The 19,573-nt window shown below is 52.7% G+C and carries 24 protein-coding genes, 2 tRNA genes and 1 pseudogene; 8 read left to right on the top strand and 19 right to left on the bottom strand.

Going from position 1 to position 19,573, the window contains the following annotated elements; all coding sequences use genetic code 11:
- A pseudogene (locus tag ACNKID_RS03950) lies at window positions 1-494 on the top strand (anthranilate phosphoribosyltransferase); the annotation flags it as partial.
- A 76-nt stretch (window positions 495-570) separates the two neighbouring features.
- Here the strand turns inward: ACNKID_RS03950 and ACNKID_RS03955 are convergent.
- From ACNKID_RS03955 to ACNKID_RS04045, 19 genes are all read right to left on the bottom strand, one after another.
- Window positions 571-647, bottom strand: a tRNA-Pro gene (locus ACNKID_RS03955).
- A 77-nt stretch (window positions 648-724) separates the two neighbouring features.
- Complete coding sequence (locus ACNKID_RS03960) at window positions 725-1,042, bottom strand: integration host factor subunit alpha (RefSeq protein ID WP_417912139.1); 318 nt, start codon at window positions 1,040-1,042, stop codon at window positions 725-727.
- Window positions 1,039-3,471 carry a phenylalanine--tRNA ligase subunit beta gene (gene pheT, locus ACNKID_RS03965; RefSeq protein ID WP_417912140.1) on the bottom strand — a complete coding sequence of 811 codons (2,433 nt, stop codon included), beginning with the start codon at window positions 3,469-3,471 and terminating at the stop codon, window positions 1,039-1,041. The genes ACNKID_RS03960 and pheT overlap by 4 nt, the downstream gene beginning before the upstream one ends.
- 110 nt (window positions 3,472-3,581) lie before the next feature.
- Window positions 3,582-3,734 (bottom strand): DUF5989 family protein, encoded by a 153-nt coding sequence (locus ACNKID_RS03970; protein ID WP_417912141.1) that lies wholly within the window; start codon window positions 3,732-3,734, stop codon window positions 3,582-3,584.
- A gap of 6 nt (window positions 3,735-3,740) precedes the next feature.
- Entirely contained in the window at window positions 3,741-4,148 is a 408-nt protein-coding gene (locus ACNKID_RS03975) for an SxtJ family membrane protein (protein ID WP_417912142.1), read from the bottom strand.
- 21 nt (window positions 4,149-4,169) lie between these two features.
- On the bottom strand, window positions 4,170-6,014 hold the full coding sequence (locus tag ACNKID_RS03980) for a carbamoyltransferase (RefSeq protein ID WP_417912143.1): 1,845 nt from the start codon (window positions 6,012-6,014) through the stop codon (window positions 4,170-4,172).
- An 87-nt stretch (window positions 6,015-6,101) separates the two neighbouring features.
- Entirely contained in the window at window positions 6,102-7,142 is a 1,041-nt protein-coding gene (locus ACNKID_RS03985) for an SGNH/GDSL hydrolase family protein (protein ID WP_417912144.1), read from the bottom strand.
- A gap of 93 nt (window positions 7,143-7,235) precedes the next feature.
- Entirely contained in the window at window positions 7,236-7,790 is a 555-nt protein-coding gene (locus tag ACNKID_RS03990; protein WP_417912145.1) for a nuclease-related domain-containing protein, read from the bottom strand.
- Between the two features lie 35 nt (window positions 7,791-7,825).
- The gene (locus ACNKID_RS03995; protein ID WP_417912146.1) at window positions 7,826-8,299 is read right to left on the bottom strand and encodes a Uma2 family endonuclease; all 474 of its coding nucleotides are present in this window, start codon (window positions 8,297-8,299) and stop codon (window positions 7,826-7,828) included.
- A 60-nt stretch (window positions 8,300-8,359) separates the two neighbouring features.
- On the bottom strand, window positions 8,360-8,698 hold the full coding sequence (locus ACNKID_RS04000; RefSeq protein WP_417912147.1) for a DUF2442 domain-containing protein: 339 nt from the start codon (window positions 8,696-8,698) through the stop codon (window positions 8,360-8,362).
- Window positions 8,632-8,937: a DUF4160 domain-containing protein gene (locus ACNKID_RS04005; RefSeq protein WP_417912148.1), complete on the bottom strand. Its 306-nt coding sequence runs from the start codon at window positions 8,935-8,937 to the stop codon at window positions 8,632-8,634. The genes ACNKID_RS04000 and ACNKID_RS04005 overlap by 67 nt, the downstream gene beginning before the upstream one ends.
- Window positions 8,921-9,070, bottom strand: coding sequence for a hypothetical protein (locus tag ACNKID_RS04010; RefSeq protein WP_417912149.1), 150 nt, complete (start codon window positions 9,068-9,070; stop codon window positions 8,921-8,923). The genes ACNKID_RS04005 and ACNKID_RS04010 overlap by 17 nt, the downstream gene beginning before the upstream one ends.
- A gap of 33 nt (window positions 9,071-9,103) precedes the next feature.
- Window positions 9,104-10,111, bottom strand: coding sequence for a phenylalanine--tRNA ligase subunit alpha (gene pheS, locus ACNKID_RS04015; RefSeq protein ID WP_417912150.1), 1,008 nt, complete (start codon window positions 10,109-10,111; stop codon window positions 9,104-9,106).
- On the bottom strand, window positions 10,111-10,470 hold the full coding sequence (gene rplT, locus ACNKID_RS04020) for a 50S ribosomal protein L20 (protein WP_417912151.1): 360 nt from the start codon (window positions 10,468-10,470) through the stop codon (window positions 10,111-10,113). The genes pheS and rplT overlap by 1 nt, the downstream gene beginning before the upstream one ends.
- 31 nt (window positions 10,471-10,501) lie before the next feature.
- Window positions 10,502-10,699, bottom strand: coding sequence for a 50S ribosomal protein L35 (gene rpmI, locus ACNKID_RS04025; protein WP_417912152.1), 198 nt, complete (start codon window positions 10,697-10,699; stop codon window positions 10,502-10,504).
- A 65-nt stretch (window positions 10,700-10,764) separates the two neighbouring features.
- On the bottom strand, window positions 10,765-11,313 hold the full coding sequence (gene infC, locus ACNKID_RS04030) for a translation initiation factor IF-3 (protein ID WP_417912153.1): 549 nt from the start codon (window positions 11,311-11,313) through the stop codon (window positions 10,765-10,767).
- A 12-nt stretch (window positions 11,314-11,325) separates the two neighbouring features.
- Complete coding sequence (gene thrS / locus ACNKID_RS04035) at window positions 11,326-13,263, bottom strand: threonine--tRNA ligase (protein WP_417912154.1); 1,938 nt, start codon at window positions 13,261-13,263, stop codon at window positions 11,326-11,328.
- Window positions 13,264-13,359: 96 nt separating this feature from the next.
- A tRNA-Val gene (locus ACNKID_RS04040) sits at window positions 13,360-13,434 on the bottom strand.
- Window positions 13,435-13,608: 174 nt separating this feature from the next.
- The gene (locus ACNKID_RS04045) at window positions 13,609-13,992 is read right to left on the bottom strand and encodes a PilZ domain-containing protein (protein WP_417912155.1); all 384 of its coding nucleotides are present in this window, start codon (window positions 13,990-13,992) and stop codon (window positions 13,609-13,611) included.
- A gap of 336 nt (window positions 13,993-14,328) precedes the next feature.
- Between ACNKID_RS04045 and ACNKID_RS04050 the strand changes: the two genes are divergently transcribed.
- The 7 genes from ACNKID_RS04050 to ACNKID_RS04080 all read left to right on the top strand — a co-directional run bounded on the left by ACNKID_RS04050 (window position 14,329) and on the right by ACNKID_RS04080 (window position 19,364).
- Window positions 14,329-15,390 carry a putative urea ABC transporter substrate-binding protein gene (locus ACNKID_RS04050; protein ID WP_417912156.1) on the top strand — a complete coding sequence of 354 codons (1,062 nt, stop codon included), beginning with the start codon at window positions 14,329-14,331 and terminating at the stop codon, window positions 15,388-15,390.
- A 115-nt stretch (window positions 15,391-15,505) separates the two neighbouring features.
- Window positions 15,506-16,003: a hypothetical protein gene (locus ACNKID_RS04055; RefSeq protein WP_417912157.1), complete on the top strand. Its 498-nt coding sequence runs from the start codon at window positions 15,506-15,508 to the stop codon at window positions 16,001-16,003.
- A gap of 51 nt (window positions 16,004-16,054) precedes the next feature.
- Entirely contained in the window at window positions 16,055-16,192 is a 138-nt protein-coding gene (locus ACNKID_RS04060; RefSeq protein WP_417912158.1) for a hypothetical protein, read from the top strand.
- 143 nt (window positions 16,193-16,335) lie between these two features.
- On the top strand, window positions 16,336-16,581 hold the full coding sequence (locus ACNKID_RS04065; RefSeq protein WP_417912159.1) for a type II toxin-antitoxin system RelE family toxin: 246 nt from the start codon (window positions 16,336-16,338) through the stop codon (window positions 16,579-16,581).
- A 99-nt stretch (window positions 16,582-16,680) separates the two neighbouring features.
- A complete protein-coding gene (locus tag ACNKID_RS04070) occupies window positions 16,681-17,619 on the top strand; it encodes a DNA-methyltransferase (protein ID WP_417912160.1) in 939 nt (312 codons plus the stop codon).
- Entirely contained in the window at window positions 17,616-18,581 is a 966-nt protein-coding gene (locus ACNKID_RS04075) for a hypothetical protein (RefSeq protein WP_417912161.1), read from the top strand. The genes ACNKID_RS04070 and ACNKID_RS04075 overlap by 4 nt, the downstream gene beginning before the upstream one ends.
- A 180-nt stretch (window positions 18,582-18,761) precedes the next feature.
- Entirely contained in the window at window positions 18,762-19,364 is a 603-nt protein-coding gene (locus tag ACNKID_RS04080) for a fibronectin type III domain-containing protein (RefSeq protein ID WP_417912162.1), read from the top strand.
- The last annotated feature ends 209 nt before the right edge of the window (window positions 19,365-19,573 follow it).

Raw genomic sequence — 19,573 nt, forward strand, 5'->3', positions numbered from 1 at the left:
ATATCCTTGGCCCGCTGACCAATCCGGCCCGGCCCAATGTGCAGCTGACCGGCGTGTTCGCCAAGGAGCTGGTTGCGCCGATTGCACAAGTGCTGATCCGGCTGGGCATGAAACGCGCTCTGGTGGTCTGGGGTGAAGGCGGCATGGACGAGCTGACCGTGACTGGAACCTCGCATCTTGCCGATGCGCACGACGGCGCGGTGGAGAGCTATGCGGTCAGGCCGGAGGAGCTGGGCCTGCGGCGGGCGGATTCGTCTGAGATCAAAGGCGGGAAAACAGCGGCGGAATCAGCGGAGCTGGTGCGGGCTGTGCTGCGTGGTTCGCCTGGCGCAAGATTGGACATGGTGCTGCTCAATGCCGGAGCAGCCTTGATGGCCGCAGGCAAGGCCGCTGACCTGCGCGGCGGCATCGCCTTGGCGCGGGAAGTCGTTGCCAGCGGTGCAGCCCTGCAAAAGCTGGAGGATTTCGCGGCCTTCTGCCGGAAGAAGATGTAGGGGGGGCGGAAGGCGGCGTGCCGCAGGGGCAATAAAAAAAGGAGCCAAGCGTCTCCGCTTGACTCCTTGAGTGTGCTGGTCGGAACGAGAGGATTTGAACCTCCGGCCCCCTGAACCCCATTCAGGTGCGCTACCAGGCTGCGCTACGTTCCGAATACTTTTGCTGGGCTATATGTACCATTCCCACGCCCGGATTGTCAACTGCCGCGTTGCCGTCCCGCCGTTTTTCCTCAGTTCTCATCCTCGTTGAGCAGCTCGCGCAGCCGCTTCGAGGGCCGGAAGGTGACCATCTTGCGCTTGGTGATGGTCATGGTCTCGCCGGTGCGGGGATTGCGGCCCCGGCGGGGCGACTTGCCGCGCACGGTCAGGGTGCCGAACTGCACCAGCTTGAGCGACTCGCCGTTCACCAGCGTGTCCTTCATCGCCGCGAAAATGGTGTCGACCATCTTGGCCGCGTTGCGCTGCGAGATGCCCAGCCGCTCGTTGATGGAGAGCGACAGCTCCTTGCGGGTCACATTGCCTTTGTCTGCTTCTTTCTGCTCGTTCATGCTGTTTCCTTGATTTCGCGATATCTGCCGCCAAAGCGGGACATCAGCGAGCTGACTATTTTTTCGTGGAAGCCGTTGACCGTCTCGTCATCAAGCGTTCCTTCTGCGGAGCGATAGGTGACGGTCAAGGCCACGCTCTTCATGCCGTCTTCAATCGGCTTGCCGCTGTACACATCAAAAATATCAGCATATACCACGTGCTGCATCCTGTGGTCAAGGATATCTTGCAGGAGATCGCCCGCCGCTGCGTTCTCCGGCACCAGCAGGGCGATGTCGCGCCGCACGGAAGGATAGCGGTTGAGCTGGCTGAACTTTTTGGCCGCAGCGGGCAGGGCGTTGAGCGGCTCCAGCTCCAGTTCGAGGAAATACACCTCCTGCTTGATGCCGAAGGCACGGGCGACAGTGCGGGGCACTTTGCTGATCAGACCAAGCTGCTCGCCGCCAGCCATGATGCGGAGGGTGGAGCCGGGTTCAGCATAGGGCTGCGCTTGACCTTCCGCTGCCGCAAAGCTGACAGCCGCTGTCAGCCGCAGCTCGCGCAGCAACGCCTGCGCCGCGCCTTTCAGATCAAAGAGATCGCTCTCTTGGCCGGAGAAATAGAGCGGGCTGGCTTCCGGGTGACGGCCTCCGCTGATCACCGCGCAGAGCTGATGCCGCTCAATCGGCTGCTGGCCGGGCGCGGTATAGACAAAGACCTTGCCGGTCTCAAAGAGGCGGACATCTGTCTGCTGAAAGCTGATGTTGCGGCGGACGTTGTCCAAGAGGCCGGGCAGGAGCATGGTGCGCATCGCGGCCTGATCTTCGCTGAGAGGATTGAGCAGCTCCACCTGCTGCCGACGCGGATCGTCCGCCGCCAAGCCGATCAGGTCGCTGTGCTTTTTGGCGACAAAGGAGTAGTTGACCGCCTCGTAGAAGCCAAGCCCGGTCATGGTCGCGGCAATCTGTTTGCGCAGCTGGCGCAGCGGCTCCGGCTGCGGGCAGTCCATCGCCATCACCGGCAGCGTGACCGGAATCTCGTTGTAGCCAGTCAGGCGGGCCACTTCCTCAATCAAATCAACCTCGCGCTCAATGTCCACGCGGAAGGCGGGCACGGTCACGCGCAGCAGCTCGCCCTCACCGGCAACAGCAAACTCAATCCCGCGCAGGCAGGCGGCAATCTGCCCGCTGCTGAGATTAGTGCCGAGCAGGCTGTTGACCCGCTTCACCCGCAGATCAAGCTGAAGCAGCTCTTTCTTGCCCGGATACTGATCAACGCCGTCCGCCATCGTTGCCCCGGCCAATTCACAGATGAGCTGCGCTGCCCGCTCCAGAGCCTCAGTCACGCCCTCCGGGTTCACGCCGCGCTCAAAGCGGTAGGAGGCTTCCGAGGTCAGATTGAGCCTGCGGGCGGTGCGGCGGATGGATACCGGAGCAAAGCAGGCCGATTCGAGCAGAATATCCGTCGTCGTGTCCGTGACCTCGGAGTTGAGGCCGCCCATGACTCCGGCCATTGCCACCGGCTTGTCCCGGTCGCAGATTAGGAGCATGTCCGGCTCAAGGCTGCGCTCGCTGCCGTCCAAGGTGGTGAAGGTCGTCTCGCCAGCGTTAGGCCGCCGCACAACTATGCCTTGCCCTGCAATCTTCGCGTAATCAAAGGCATGAAGCGGCTGGCCATACTCCAGCATGACAAAGTTGGTGATGTCCACGATGTTGTTGATCGGGCGCATCCCGACCGCCAAGAGCAGCCGCTGGAGCCACCACGGCGAGGGCTTGACCGTCGCGCCGGTCAAACGACGGGCAGCGTAGCGCGGGCAGAGCTGCGGCTCGTCAATGGCCACGGTGAAAACGGCGGGCTGGGACAAATCCGGCAGCGCGGCCACTGGGCGGCGGACAGTCTGGCCCGTCACTCCGGCCACTTCGCGGGCAATGCCAAGCACGCTGGCGCAGTCGGCCCGGTTCGGCGTGAGATCCACCTCAATCATCGTGTCCACAAGGCCGAGGGCCTCGCGCAGCAGCTGGCCGGAAGCCAAGGCGGGATCAAGCTCGACTATGCCGGAGCTGGCCTCGCTGATGCCCAGTTCCTTCCACGAGCAGAGCATTCCCTCCGAGACCTGGCCGCGCACCTTGGCCTTTTTGATCTCCATGCCGCCGGGCAGCTTTGCACCGGGCAGGGCAATGGCCGTGACCAAGCCTTCACGGACATTGGGCGCACCGCAGACGATAGGCAGAATTTTGTCGCCGACTTCCACTTCGCAGAGGGTGAGCCGGTCTGCGTCAGGATGCCTGCGCACGGAAAGGACTTTTGCGGTCTTGACCGCATCCAGTCCGGCGTACAGCTCCTGCACCGCCTCTACTTCCAAGCCGAGCATGGTCAGGCGGGCGGCGAGCGGCGCGGCGGACAGACCGTCAAGAGAAAGATATTGGCCAAGCCAGCTTAAGGTGAATTTCATAACTATAAATAAGAGTTATATACAATGCATGCCCGCATCCTTTCAATCAGTGAGACCTTGCAGCAGGCATGCAATCAAAAGGCTATCTTGACGAGCCTGTTATATAAAAATCAAAATAACGTATAAATAAAAGGAGCTACTGCCGACCCTTGAGACAAAACGATCAGAGCACCAAGAATTAGAATGACAAAAATTATGGGAGTCAGCCAGAACTTCTTGCGTTCCCTCATAAATCCCCATAATTCTCTGATTAATTCGAGCATGTTTATTCAATAGAGGCGGTTTAGATTTTCCGTTTTTGGCTGCCTGCCGCTGACCCGATAACTCTTCAGGCCCGCATCAAGGTTGCGCTGCATAGGGTCTTTGCCCAGCAGCTTGAACACTAATGCTGCTGGAAAGAACATCAACAGAAAAACAAGGCTCAAAATAATTCTGGTGTTTATCCAGCCAAGAATATGGCCCAAGAACATCCAAATCCGACTCAGCAGACCAAGTGCTTCAGGGTATGCCAAACTGATCAGTGCCAGACCGACAGCTGTCAGCCAAGGCCAGCTTGTCAGATGAACGCCTTTCCCTTGCAGCAGAGGAATCAGCAGACCAAAAAAGCCGATAAATCCACCTGCAAGAATCAGACCGAACTTGCGCAGTTCTGCCTGTGACAAATTTTCGCTGCTCATTGCCATGTCCGCTCGAACAAGTTAATCCAGCTCAAACTCCTGCATCCACTTCTTGTCATCATCCCATTTCGGCTGTTCCGACTTGAGAAGCAGATAATTCTCAATCACTAAGCAGTCCATGTTTGTGCGCATGAAACAGCGATAGGCATCTTCCGGAGTGCAGACAATTGGCTCGCCGCGCACATTGAACGAGGTGTTGACCAGCACCGGACAGCCAGTTTTTTCTTTAAACGCGCTGGCCAAGGCGTGATAGCGGGGATTAGTTTCCGCATGAATAGTCTGAATGCGAGCTGAGTTGTCCACATGTGTGATCGCAGGCAAGGCGGAGCGGGGCACATTCAGCTTTTCAATACCAAAGAGCTGTTTCTGCTCTTCGGTTATAGGAAGGCGGTGCTCCTCCTTCACATCTGCCACTATCAGCATGTAGGGACTGGGGCGGTCCAAGGCAAAATAAGCAGACACATCTTCAGCCAGCACTGAGGGAGCAAAAGGACGGAACGATTCCCTGAATTTAATCTTCAAATTCATGACCGACTGCATCTTGGCACTGCGCGGATCGCCAATGATCGAACGCCCGCCGAGCGCGCGCGGTCCGAATTCCATTCGCCCTTGAAACCAGCCAATCACCTGCTCATCCGCCAGCAGTCCGGCTAATTTCGGCATGAACTGCGAATCGTCAAGCCGCTTGTACCGCGCCCCCAAAGCATTCAATCGGGCTTCGATATCTGCTGCCGCAAAGGACGGTCCCAGATAAGAGCCGGACATGGCATCATGAATGTTGTCCGCTGTCCGCTGCCCTTGGTATTTTTCATGCCAAACTGTCAAAGCTGCGCCCAACGCGCCGCCTGCGTCGCCTGCAGCCGGCTGAATCCAAATATCCTTGAACGGACCTTCGCGGAGCAAACGGCCATTGGCAACGCAGTTCAAGGCCACGCCCCCGGCCATGCAGAGATATTCCGCCTCTGTCTCCTTATGCGCAGTTCTGGCCAGTCGAAGGACGATCTCTTCAGTGACATCCTGAATGGAACGGGCAATGTCCATTTCCCGCTGCGTCAGCCGACTTTCCGGCTTCCGGGCTTCGGCTCCGAAAAGCTTGGCGAAACGGGCATTGGTCATTGTCAGGCCGGTTGCGTAGTTGAAATACGCCATGTTCAGCCTAAATGTGCCATCTTCCTTCAGATCAAGCAGATTGCCGCGAATCAGATCAACATATTTCGGCTCGCCATAGGGGGCAAGCCCCATCAGTTTGTATTCACCGGAATTGACTTTGAAACCAGTGTAATATGTGAAAGCGGAGTAGAGCAGACCAAGGGAATGCGGAAAATTCAGCTGCCACAAGAGTTGCAAGGAATTGCCGTTTCCCAGCCAGACAGAACTGGTCGCCCATTCGCCAACGCCATCCAAACATAAAACCGCTGCCTTCTGAAAGGGGCTGGCAAAGAACGCCGAGGCAGCATGTGCCTGATGATGTTCCGAGAAGAGCAGATCAGGCAGCGCAGACTGTTTGCATCCGCATAGTGTGCTGAATTCTTTTTTCAGCGTCGTCTTAATATAAAGCTTTTCCTTCATCCAAACCGGCATGGCGGCAACGAAGGAACGGAACCCTCTCGGCGCATAGGCAAGGTAGGTTTCCAGCAGCCGCTCGAACTTGACCAGCGGCTTATCATAAAAGACAATGTCGCTGACCTGCTCAATGCTGATTCCCGCTTCTTGTAGACAATATTTTATTGCATTGCCGGGAAAACTAGGATCATGCTTTTTACGGGTGAAGCGTTCTTCCTGAGCTGCGGAAACAATTTTGCCATCAGCCAGCAGAGCTGCCGCGCTGTCATGATAGTAAGCTGAGATGCCGAGAATATAATTCATAGTATCTGTCAGGAGCACGCAGTTAGTTTCTTATAATTCTGTGCTTTTTTCAACCGCGTGCGTCCTTAATTCTGCTGACAACTCGTTTTACTGCGCCGGATGCTCGTTCAGCTGCCCATTGCGAAGAAAGGCTTCTAAGTGTTTCGCATATTCTTTTGTCGCCAGCGGACTGGGATGTCCATCGTGAGGCAGATTCATATATTTTGGATTTTTACGGAAATTGACAGAAATATCCACATTGGGAATTCCGTTCTTTTCGGCAAAGGCAAGCATCTGCGGGTCTTTGCCAATGGTGGCGAGAATAAATTTCACGCCATGTTGCCGGGCAGTGTTGGCCATTTCCAGCACCAGAGCTTCGGATACCTTACGGCTCTGCTTCAGCTTTTGCTCCAACTCATTCCACTTGATCTCTGTAAAATGTGACAACGCAGAATAACGCATCAAGGGAAATTCCGTATATTCCACTTCATCGAGATAATAGCTTAATTTCCCGTCGTTGTCTAAGCGAGCATAAGGCTGCACCAGCGGGCCGAGCCTGTTCCACGGAGCAATGGATTTACGCCGTTTCCGCAGAAATGTGTTCCGTTCATCATGCATATCCGCATAAGCCAGCACCGCAATCTCAGGCTTTTTTCCAGCAGCTAACGCCTCGCGAAGTTGAATGAGAGAGTGAATGGTGCCGTAGCCGCTGAAACCAAAGTTGATCACTTCATATTCTGGCAGATGTTCTTGCAGCCGCCAAGGATAGGTGTCCTCATCATTCAGACTCCAACCATGCGTGAACGAGCAGCCCAATATCCAGATTTCCGGCTTGCGGACAGAGGGATCATAGGTGTTGAGGGGATGGGTGACGCGAAGACCATTGGGGAGATGCGTCACATGGAAGCTGTAGTTTGTTCGGAGCAGGGTAACGGTGAATTGCCCAGGAAGAGAGGCGTAGCCTAAGGTTGGGTGCTTTCTGAAGAATTTTCCGCCAGGCTCAACCCGCACCGGAACGTCGCTGATACGCCAAGGCCGCATCCCTTTCATGCGGGTGATAAGCTCCCCGCCGCCCAGCAAAAGAAAGATCAAGCTTAACAGATAGGCTGCATAGAGAAGAACCTTATGCTTTTGCAAGAATTCTTTCATCGTCCTGCTCTTCGTTGCTCTGCGGACAGGCCATCAAGGGAGATATGAGTTGCTGAGCCAGCTCAGGGTGAGTTTTATGATACGTGAGAAATATCAATTCTCGATATATTCAGATGTGTACTGACAGATAATATTCTTTACTCTTTCAAACTCTGTTGTTGAAAACTTATAACAAATCTCCTCGCTGGAATTTTCATCTATCCAAGATGAAATACTAGCTTTTCTTACAATGTCAGTCTGCGGGGCCTTTTCATTTCTCCCTTTTAATATTTTTGCATTTTCATGCGCGAAAACCACAAGAGGTTTTATTGGCCACTTGTTAATTTTTCCTTTTTCGAGTATCTGCAACAATAAACCACAGGTTCTTAATACTTGTTTTGAGGCGTTGGAATATTCGTTTTTATATACCCCATATTCCTGTGTCCAATTGTCATCGCAAGTCGCACGGATTGTTCCTTGCCATCTTTTTACTTCAAGAACAACTAACCCTATCTTGGGAACGAAAACTAAAAAATCTAATTGAAAATTTTTTCCATAATAAACAATATTCTTAGATCTAATAAATCCGCTTAGTTTGGATCCTTTAAATTTTCTAAGTTCTTCTCGAACAGCTTCTTCACCAATATTGCCTACATAAATCGTATCCATTCCATCACGTTTCAGCTCGCAGGTTGCCCTGCAATTCAGGAAGCAACTCTGATCTTGTTTGGAAAGGAAGGCACCAAGTAAGATTTCAGCAATTCTCCATCTTTTGAGAAAAACTCAATATTTCCATATTCATCACATATCCAGCATTCCACAGCGCCTGCTGAGAAATAAAGCTGTCTTTTCTCTTCCATCTCATATGTTGTGTTACTGGAAGACATAACTTCTATGCAAATTTCAGGGGCAACTGAGCACTCTGCTTCACGCTCAATAATTTTGAATCGTTCTTCCGAACACCAAGCAATGTCTGCTACCTTTGTCCCTTTTTTTGTTTGAACAGCACATTCAGGAAGAACAATCCCGTTCTCCGGCAGTAATCGGGAAATTTTTCCTTGAAATGCTGAATGATACACCTTAACTGGAGACATTATAATTTGGCCCATTTCGTTCAGTTCTATTTTGAAAGGCAAATTTTGCAGACTTGGATGATCGCACACTTCTTGCCACTGCATGGTGTTTTTAACCTGTCAAATATTTTTTATTTGAGCCAAAGAGCAATTATGGCAATTCAGTCAAATCTTCCCTTCATACAAATCCTGCATAGAAAAACACAGATCGTAATTATTCCAATCCAATCGTCCTTCCGAAATGGAAAAACCTCTAAATAATTTTGTATTGAGATACTTTCTGATGTCAGGATGATACGATTTTTCTAAAAATGAAAAAAAATTCAGCGATTGCTCTGCACCATCGCTGAATCGCAAACGAATCGTGTATGGCGGAATATATTCAGCTTCGATTATGCTGACAACAGCGTCCTCCGCAAGAGTTTGCTGGTGTTCGATCATGACAGCCTTTCGCTTATCCGCTCGAATTCCACCTTTTTGTGCAGAACAAAATAATCTATCCATTTCTGCACGATCTCATCCGCCTTCTGATGCACTAATTTTTCAAAATGCCTCAATTCAGCCGTATCAAGAGGCTTGCGGCCTTTGACATCCGTTATTCTGATTTCTGTCACACCGCCATTTTCAATAAATAGTTCTGCCTTGCTTTCCCTGTCTTGACATCCACCGTGAACATGAACAGGCTCATGCTCGTTTGACCAAAAATAGATGATTATTCCAAGATATTCATATAATTTTGGCATAACATCTCTCCTGGCACTTCAGCTCATGCGTCGCCTGCAAATCAACCAAGCCGTCTTGAGACGGCTCAATTTTTTCGTGCATTGTCATTTCGACCAACGGGAGAAATCTCTGTTTCTTGATTTCTTCCATCATGAGATTCCTCCCTTCGGTCGGAATGACTATCTATTAGAACTGCCTAAGAAAACGAAGATCGTTCTCATAATAAAGGCGGATGTCATCAATGCCGTATTTGAGCATGGCGATGCGCTCCACGCCAAGACCGAACGCGAAGCCGGAGAACTGCTCCGGATCGTAGCCAACCATAGTCAGCACCGCCGGATCAATCATACCCGCGCCGAGGATCTCCAGCCAGCCGCTCTGCTTGCAGACCCGGCAGCCGCTGCCTTTGCAGATCACGCAGGCAATGTCCACTTCCGCGCTGGGTTCGGTGAAAGGAAAAAAACTGGGTCGGAAGCGCAAGGGCAAATCGCCCTGAAAAATGCGCCGGGTGAACAGAGACAGCACCCCTTTCAGATCGGCGAAAGACACTTGGCGGTCAACCAAAAATCCTTCCACCTGATGAAACATCGGGGTGTGGGTGATGTCGGAGTCGCAGCGATAAACCTTGCCTGGCGCGATGCAGCGCAAAGGAGGTTCCTGCTTCTCCATGATCCGCGCCTGCATCGGCGAGGTGTGGGTGCGGAGAAGAATGGAATCAGAGACATAAAACGTGTCGTGCATGTCTCTGGCTGGATGATGGGCCGGGATGTTGAGGGCCTCGAAGTTGTAATGATCGGTCTCAACGTCCGGGCCTTCGGCTACAGCAAAGCCCATTCCCTCGAAGACGGCGCAGATTTCCTCCATCACCTGCGTGACAGGATGGAGTTTGCCGAAAGGGATAAAACGGCCCGGCAGGCTGAGGTCAAGCTGCTGCTTGACCGTTTGCGAACCTGCTTCAAGGGCTTCTTTCTTGACTTGAAAAATCCCTTCCAGATCCTGCTTGACCGTGTTGGCAAGCTGGCCGAGCCGGGGCCGTTCTTCCGGCGCAGCTTGGCCAAGCTGCTTCATGGCATTGGCCAGCAGTCCCTTGCGGCCCAGATATTTGACCCGGAATTCCTCCAGATCAGCCAGACTGCCGACGGAAGCCAGCCCGGCTTCCGCCTCAGCCCGCAGCTGCCGCAGCGTTTCTTCCATCAGGCTGCAAGTTTGGCAGCGGCCTGCTTCACCACCGCGCTGAAGGCGGCAGGATCAACAATGGCCAAATTGGACAGCACCTTGCGGTCCAGTTCGATCCCGGCCTTAGTCAAACCGTCAATCAGCCTGCTGTAGCTGATGCCGTTGGCCTTGGCTGCCGCGCTGATGCGGGTGATCCACAGGGCGCGGAAATTGCGCTTGTTGGTGCGCCGGTCGCGGTAGGCGTAACAGAGGGCGCGGTCAACCGCCTCAGCGGCGGTGCGGAAAAGACGGCTTCTGCCGCCCCGGAATCCTTTGGCTAAAGTCAGAACTTTATTTCTTCTGCGGCGGGCTTTGAACCCGCGTGTGGCGCGTGGCATAGTCTTCGCACTCCCGTGTTGCTTGAAAATATTACAGGTAAGGCAGCATCCGCTTGACGGCCTTGTTGTCTACCGCATCCAGCACGCCGTTCTGCCGGATCCGCCGTTTCCGCTTCGTGCTTTTCGAGGTCAGGATGTGGGAGCCGAAGGCTTTGCCGTAACGGACTTTGCCGGTGGCGCTCAGCTTGAACCGCTTCGCCGCGCCCCGGTGGGTTTTCATTTTAGGCATGATAATTCTCCTTAATGCGCAAGACGTGCAGCCCGCGCTGATTTCTGGTTCTGCTGCAAACTGGCTCAGGGTTTCGGCCCGACAAACATGATCATGAACCGGCCTTCCATGGTCGGCTCCTGGATGATGGCGCAGTGCTCGCGGAGCGCGTCGGCGATGCGTTTGATCGCCTCCATGCCCACGGTCTGGGCGTGAACGATCTCCCGTCCCCGGAACTGCATGGTCACTTTGACCTTGTTTTTCTTTTCAACAAATTTCAGGATGTTCTTGATCTTGAAATCCAAGTCGTGCTCCTCAGTTTTGGGCCGGAACTTGATTTCCTTGGTCTCGACAACCGTCTGCTTCTTCTTCGCTTCCTGCTGTTTTTTCTTCAGCTCATACCGGTATTTGTCAAAATTCATCACCCGGCAGACCGGCGGGCTGGCCTTGTCTGAAATTTCAACTAAATCCAAGCCCTGCTCCAAGGCAATCTGGCGGGCTTTTGCCGAAGACACCACGCCGAGCTGCTCGCCCTCCGGCCCAAGCAGCCGGACTTCAGGATAGCGGATGTCGTCGTTGATTCTGACTTTAATTTCCTGCTGCGAACCTTTTTTGGGCTTCCGTTTGTTATCCATTATCTCCGTCTGTCAGACTGCTGCTGTTTCTGCGCATTCCCGGCGCACCATGTCGGCAAAGTCCTGCGGCGACATGGGCGGCAGGTTTTCGCCGCTGCGTTTGCGCACCGTGATCATGCCGTCCTGCATTTCCCGGTCGCCCGCGATCAGCATGTACGGCACCTTCATCAGCTGCGCCTCCCGGATTTTGTAATTGAGCTTTTCATTGCGCAGATCAGCCTCAACGCGGATGCCTGCTTTGCGCAGCGCGGCCAGAACCTTGCCGCAGTAATCGCCTTGGCTGTCGGTGATATTAAGAACGCGGGCCTGCTCCGGAGCCAGCCAGAGCGGGAAGGCTCCGGCATAATGCTCAATCAGCACGCCGATGAAACGTTCCAAAGAACCCATCAAAGCGCGGTGGATCATAATCGGCTGATGCTCCGCTCCGTCTTGACCAGCGTAGCTCATGCCAAAGCGTTCCGGCAGGTTAAAATCCACCTGAATGGTGGAACACTGCCATGAGCGGCCTAATTGATCTTTAATCTTGATGTCAATTTTTGGACCGTAAAACACGCCTTCGCCGGGATCAATCGAATAGGCCAGTCCCTTTTTGTCCATAGCCTGCTTGAGGGCTTGGGTCGCCAGCTCCCAGTTCTCATCGCTGCCCACATATTTGGCCGGACGAGTAGAGAGATAAACATCATACTCGCTGAAGCCGAAGGTCTTGAGGACGTGCAGGTTCAGGTCAATGATATTGAAAATTTCCTCTTCGAGCTGATCAGGACGGCAGAAAATATGCGCATCGTCTTGCGTGAAACCGCGCACCCGCATCAAACCATGCAACGCGCCCGCCCTTTCGTAGCGATAGACCGTGCCCAGTTCGCACCAGCGGATGGGAAATTCGCGGTAGCTGTGCGGCTCGGATTTATACACCCCGATATGGAAGGGGCAGTTCATCGGCTTGAGCTGATACGCCACCTCGTCAATATCCATGGCCGCGTACATATTCTCGGCGTAGAAATCAAGATGGCCGGAGGTTTTCCACAAATCTTGGCGGGCAATATGCGGGGTGTAGAGCAGCTGATAGCCATTTTTATAATGGGCATCTTTCCAGTAATCTTCCAGCAAACGCCGCAGCAATGCACCGCGCGGCTGCCAGAGAATCAAGCCCGGCCCGATCTCATCCTGAATCGTGAAAAGCTTCAGCTCCTTGCCGAGCCTGCGATGATCGCGCCGTTTAGCCTCTTCAATCCGCTCCAGATATTGTTTCAGCTCTTTCGCGTCAAAAAAGGCGGTGCCGTAGATGCGGGTCAGCATGGGGTTCTTTTCATCGCCCCGCCAATAGGAACCAGCCACGCGCAGCAGTTTGAAGCTCTTCAGCCAAGATGTGTCAGGGAGATGCGGCCCCCGGCAGAGATCAATGAAATCGCCCTGCTGATAGAGAGAGACAAACGTCTCGCCCTGCGCCGCCAGATCGCGGATCAGCTCAACTTTGTAGGTCTCGCCCTGCTTGCTGAAAAAATCTATTGCTTCGGCAATCGGCAGTTCACGGCGCGAGAAGGGCAGGGCCGCCTTGACAACGGCAGCCATTTTCTCTTCAATGGCCGCGAAATCATCGGGCGTGAAGGCGGGCTGACGGTCAAAATCATAATAATAGCCGTCCTCAATAGCCGGTCCGATGGTCACTTGCACTTTCTGCCCAAACAGCTCCTTCACCGCCTGCGCCATAATGTGCGCCGCAGAATGCCGGAGAATATGCAGCCCTTCCTCAGATTCGGCAGTGATCAGCTCCAGCGCGGCATCTTCGCGCAGCGGCGCGGACAAATCAGCTGCCTTGCCGTTGCAGCGTATGGCCACGGCCTGCTTGCGCTGCTTGCCGGAGATCAATTCTTTCAGCGCGTCTTGTGCGGCAATGCCTGCCGGGAAGCTCTTTGCTTCGCCGCCGGATATGGAGACTGCAATGGAAGTCATGCGTGCCGATAAAAACAAGGTGTAAAAAAGGAAAGGCTAAGAAGCCAGATTCTTCGTCATCTGACCTTTAGCCTTTTATGCCCTGTGCTTAAAAATTGGTAGGCACGGGCGGTTTCGAACCGCCGACTTCTACCGTGTCAGGGTAGCGCTCTCCCACTGAGCTACGTGCCTGCAAAATTTTCCGTTTTTTCTTTCCAAGACAATGAGGCTGTTCCGCCTCACATTCCCTGCATCAGGTCGCAGCATATTACGCCATGCGAAGCAGCTTGTCAATACCAGCAAACAGGGGCGGCTGTCAAGCGAAAAGAAGAAAGGCCTCTGCTTTTCTTCAACATCGCGCAGCTGTCAGCTGTAAACTAAGAGCGCATCTTCCTGCGCAAAACCAATGCGGCTGACCGCTTCCTCGGCAGGCGCGAAAAAGCCGTCCGCCGCGTTCAAGGCCGTCTGAAGAAAGAGAAAACTGTCAATGGGCATGGCGGTGAACTTGAGTGCCATGCCGTCGCCGCTGACCCGAACCACCTCGCCTTTGGCTTTAATATCTTCCGAGGCGGTTTTCAATCTGATCTGGCAGATGTCGCCGGGCTGCTGACTGCTTGGCCCGGTGACAAACATTCCGCCCAAGCTCAAATTGCAGACAGCGTGCTGCTCCTGCTGCGGCAGTCCGAAATCAAGCACTGCCTCATGTCTCACCTTCAGTCGGATGAAATGACGGCGGTTCGCGCACTCCATGCTGCTCTCCCTGCGGCCTCGTGATAAAATTGAAACGCATCTCTTTGGATGTTCATGCAAAGCATATGCCAGCCGCTTCAAAAAAAATAAAAAGGCGGAGCTGGCGGTTTCATGGGAAAATTTTGCAGGCGCAGCGCGGAAGAGCGGCGGACGGAGGATTTGCCTGACAATTTTTGTCAGCAGCTGACATTTTTTGTCAGTGAAAAAAAGAGCGGCGGCCTTCATGAACGTATCCCGCGAATGGCTGAAGAATGTTACAATGCCTTCTTCAAGGAGGGATCTCAGATTCAGGCAAAGAGTTCCAGCAGAACCATCACCACATACAGAGGGCATACTATGAAAAAAGCAATTTCGTTTCTGATCATGCTGGCCGCGTCCTGCGTCCTGCTTGTCGGCCAAGCCTTTGCAGGCGGAACGCACCGCATCGCTTGGTCGCATTACACCGGCTGGGAGCCGTGGGCCTACATTCAGGAATCCGGCATCATGGACAAGTGGGCCAAGAAATTCGGCTTGGACAAGGTCGAAATCGTCTTGGTCAATGACTATGTGGAGAGCATCAACATGTACACTGCCGGGCAATTTGACGGCTGCGTGATGACCAACATGGATGCGCTGACGATTCCGGCAGTGGGCGGCGTGGATTCCACCGCTCTGATTGTCGGCGATTTTTCCAACGGCAACGACGGCATCGTGGCCATGAACGCCAGTTCGGTGAAGGATTTGGCCGGACGGAAGATGCGCATCGTCCAGCTTTCAGTTTCGCATTATCTGCTGACCCGCGCTTTGGACATGAACGGGATGAAAGAAAAAGATTTGACTTTGGTCAACACCAGCGACGCGGACATTGCTCCGCTTTTTGTTTCCGAGGCGGCCAAAGACCCGAAGGCGGCGGTGACAACGTGGAATCCGCTCCTGATGCAGGTGCGCAATGTCAAAGGCGCGAGCCTGCTCTTTGATTCTTCGCAGATTCCCGGCGAGATCATTGACTGTCTGGTGGTGAAGAGCGATGCGCCGGAAGCCCTGAAAAAAGCTCTTGCTGGCGCGTGGTATGAGGCGATGGCGCAGATGAGCAATCCGGCCGCAAGCAAAGAGGCCCTTGAGATAATGGCGAAATCCGCAGGCGGCACCGCCGCCGAATTCAAGGCCCAGCTCAAGACCACCAAAATGTTCTACGCCCCGGCTGAGGCTGCCGCCTTTGCCGCTGGCGAGCAGGTGAAAAAGACAATGGACTATGTGCGCGGCTTCAGCTTTGATCACGGCCTGTACGGCGAGGGTGCGCCAAACAAGGATTTGGTCGGCATCGCCTTCCCGGACGGCTCAATTATGGGCGACAAGGGCAATGTCAAACTCCGTTTTGACAAGACCTACATGCAGATGGCGGCGGACGGAAAGCTGTGAGTTCCTTGCCGGCCTGATTTCGGAGTTTGGCTGCAAGTGCTTGGCGCAGCGGGAAAATTTTTGCCGCAGCCCCCGAATCAATGCGGCGGAGTAAATGTGATTTGCCGCAAACAACATGTTGTTTGCGGCAGAAAACATGTTATTTGTGACGATCAACGTGTTGTTTGTGACGGTTGACATGTTATTTGCGGCGGTCAACACGTTGTTTGCGGCAAATAACATGTTGTTTGTGGCAAACAACACGTTGACTGCCGCTGCCGCAAAATTATTTTGGCAAACAACACGTTTTCTGCGGCAGAAAAAAATATTTTCGGCAGATGAGCTGTTGTTTGCGGCGGTCAACATGTGTTCCGAGGCTTTTCCTGCGGAAAAATGGCGCGACTTTTTGGAAAACGGTTATAAACTTGTCGGAGCAAAGACAATGTGTTTTTTGCAGCAGAGAAGACGTGCCAAGGCAAAAAAACGAGCAGGAAACTCTTGCAGCAGTTTGTGCGCAGGGGCAAAATATCTTTTGCCCTTGTCCGCATCATTGAAATGCTGTTTGGGTGAAAGATTTTTCGCCTCTGCGGCACGCAATCTGCGGCTTACGCAAGTAAGTCTATCCTGTCTCTGAAAAAAAGCGTGATTTTTTAGAAAACCGCATTTAAACTTGGCGGAGCCGAGAATGCGTATTTTTTTGGCGAAGAAAACGCGGGCGCGGCGAGAAACACCGCAGCGCAGCAAGAAAACGCCGGGCAAAAGCAACGGCACTTCAAAAAACGACAGAAATGCAATCCATCACGATCAACATCAGCAACGATAAACTGGCGGAAAAAGTCACTTGGCTTCTTGAACATTTCAAGCATGACGGACTTGAGATTGTATCAAGAGAAGATATGGAGGATCTGAAGTTGCTGAAGATGACAAGGAAAGAAAAATCTGTCCCGTTTGACGAATATTTAAGAAATGAAGATTAATCTTCGCAAGAGTGCTGTCAAAGACTTGAAGAAGATTGATCGTCAGGACAAAGAGGCCATCCATGCGAAAATTCTGGAGCTGGCCAGCTCTCCCGATGTCTCCAACATCAAAAAGCTGACTAATTTCGAGCCTGCGTATCGGCTCAGAGCGGGAGATTACAGAATTCTCTTTGATGTTTCAGAGGATGCTGTTGAAATCGATCTGGTTCTGCATCGAAAAGAAAGCTATAAATAATGGCTTGGCAGTTTTCGCGCAATCTGCGGCTTATGCAAGAAGCATCTATTTCTGTGGAAAAATGACGTGACTTTTTTTTGTGAGCGGAACAGAATATCAATGGAACAACTTTCTTTGCTTGAAATTAAACGGCAGCCTCGAAACGTAAATATTTCTCTCAATCCCGTTGCTGAAGGTTTTCAGCTGCAATATGAACATCCGCATGGATGTCTGTATCAAGGAAATTCGCTTGACTGGCTGAAATCTCTTGATGCTGCGAGCGTTGATCTTGTTTTTGCTGACCCGCCATACAACATCAAGAAAGCCGACTGGGATAATTTTGACAGCCAAGAAAAATATATTGAATGGTCTGTCAAGTGGATAAAGCAGGCCGCACGGGTTTTAAAACCTGCTGGGTCCTTGTATGTATGTGGCTTCTCCGAAATTCTTGCTGACCTGAAACACCCGGCCTCCAAATATTTCAAGCATTGCCGCTGGCTGATCTGGCACTACAAAAACAAAGCGAATCTGGGCAACGACTGGGGAAGGTCACACGAAAGCATTATTCATTTCCGTAAATCTGATGCAGCCAAACTCAATATTGATGATGTGCGCACGCCTTACGGCGCACATACGTTGAAATATCCCTCGCATCCGCAGGCTGATACAAGCGCTTATGGAAAGGGCGCAAAGAAGCAGCGCGACAACTGGATGCCGCATCCTAAAGGAGCAAAACCAAAGGACGTGATAGACATTCCAACAACGTGCAATGGCATGGGAGAAAAAACGCCGCATCCCACACAAAAGCCGGAAGAGCTGCTGCGCAAGTTTGTTCTGGCCTCCTCGAATGAGGGTGATCTCGTCATTGACCCATTTTCTGGATCAGGCACGACCGCAGTTGTGGCAGAGCAGCTTAACCGGCGGTGGATGGCCTGCGATCTTGATCCGCAATATAACCAATGGGCAATTGAACGCCTTGAAAGCGTTCGCCGGATGACGAAGGAGGAATGGATAGCACATGACCGAAAAACAGCGGAACGAAGAGAATCTATCCGATGAGTCTTTCTGATTTGGTGCGTCACGCCGCTGACAAAGAACGGTTTCACACTATCAAGCAGTACATTGATTTCTGCGCCCGTTATTTGGAATATATCGATACCGGATTGCAGGCGCGTATCGTGTCGCAGAACGAAAGCCATTATCAATTTTTCCAGTACCGGCAAGAAGGCAGTTTCAACATCACGCGCCCCATTAATTCCCGCCTCATGTATGATGCCCAAGATTTTACCCAAGCTGCGCAACAGTTCAGCACAACGCTTGAGCAGTTGCGAGATGGTCAACGGCCAGCGGATGATTTGCGGGAAAACCTGATTCGCACCATCTACACGCTGCAGCAATCTATCGGCGCTGCATTAGATGCTTTGCCTGCCGGGAAATCGAATCAAGCCAGAAAGGTGAATGGTGATCTGTTTGAGCGGCTCATCCGCCTGCTCATTGTGTCGCTTGACGTGCATTGCGTATCAGGGACGATGCAAGTGCCGATAAAAGATGCAGATGGAACCGAGCTTTTCAAATCCAGCTATCAGCATGATTTATTGTGCAGCAAAGATGGCGAGCTGAAAATTATCGGTTCGGTGAAAACATCCAGCAAAGACCGAATCGACAAGGTCTTCATGGACAAGTTTCTTTATAACCGCCTCACGGATACCGCTCTGCCCCATATTGCCATTTTCTTGAACGATGTTCAACGAAAGAAGACAAAGCGAGAGAATGAATATGGAGTCAGCGCAACATTCCTGCCCGGTCACTTTAAGGCGTACACGGTTAAGCTGAATCCATTGGACGGTGTGTATTACTGCGACATTCGCCCGAACATAGTTGAGGATGCGCGGCTTTCACAGCACATCAGAACCATTGACTACTTTTTCTATGCCGATCTGTGGGAGCTTTTGAACAGGCGCGGTCAACGCTTTGACGAGATCGCTTTTGAACAGAAAAAAATTGGCGCGGCTGCTGAATAACATCTATTGATCAAGCATCTGCCTGCCGCTGAAAAAAAAGCGTGATTTTTTAGAAAACCGCATTAAACTGGGCGGAGCAAAGGAGAATTGGTTTGAAATTCATGAGCGAGTAAAAGCATCGCTGCTGTTGTGCAGCGCAACAGCAGAAAAAACAAACCGCATCATCGCAAGGAGGAAGCTATGCCACGTTTTCCGATTTCTGATCCTGAACTCATCGCGCTGGCGCAGAAACTCATCGCCGGACTCCAAGACAATCCTGACTTTCCCACGCCGCCAGTTTCTCCAGCGCAGCTGCAAGCCAGTTTGGATGCTTTTGTCGGTCAATGCGACGCGCAGACTGCGGCTCAGGCAGCGGCGGAGCAAGCCACTGCCGCCAAGAACACCGGACACGAGCAGCTGGCCGCAGAAATGAAAGGCGATCTGCGTTATGCCGAATACGCGGTGGAAGGCGATGATGCAAAACTCAGCACGCTGGGATGGGGCGCAAAATCGCCCCACACGCCGATCAGTGCGCCAGGGCAGCCGTTCAAATTTCAAATAATGCGGAGCGGCCCAGGCGCGGCAAAGGCGACTTGGAAACGACCTGTTGAAGGCGGCCATGCGGCCTGCTATCTGGTCAAAATGCGCGGAGAGGGGGGAACTTGGGTTTCCGCCGGAACTTTTGTCGAGCCTGAAGCGGAGCTGACAAATCTGGAGCGCGGCAAGGAGTTGGAATTCTATGTCCTTGCCCTCAACAGGGCAGGCGAAAGCCTTCCAAGCAACAGCATGACTGTGGTGCTGTGACGATGCGTCTTTAATGCAGGAGCTTCATTGCAAGAGGGCGCGGCCCTCTTGCAGGCGTGATCACCCCTCCATCAGCAAAGAAATACAGGCGGCTATGAACAGCGTCAAAGCGATGAAGCCGTTCATGGAGAAAAAAGACATTTCGATGCGGGAGAGATCGCGGGGATTGACGATGAGGTGCTGATAAAACAAGGCCGCGCCGGTGAGCA

The organism is Candidatus Electronema sp. TJ (assembly GCF_048287355.1).
In the GTDB taxonomy this organism is placed as follows: Bacteria; Desulfobacterota; Desulfobulbia; order Desulfobulbales; family Desulfobulbaceae; genus Electronema.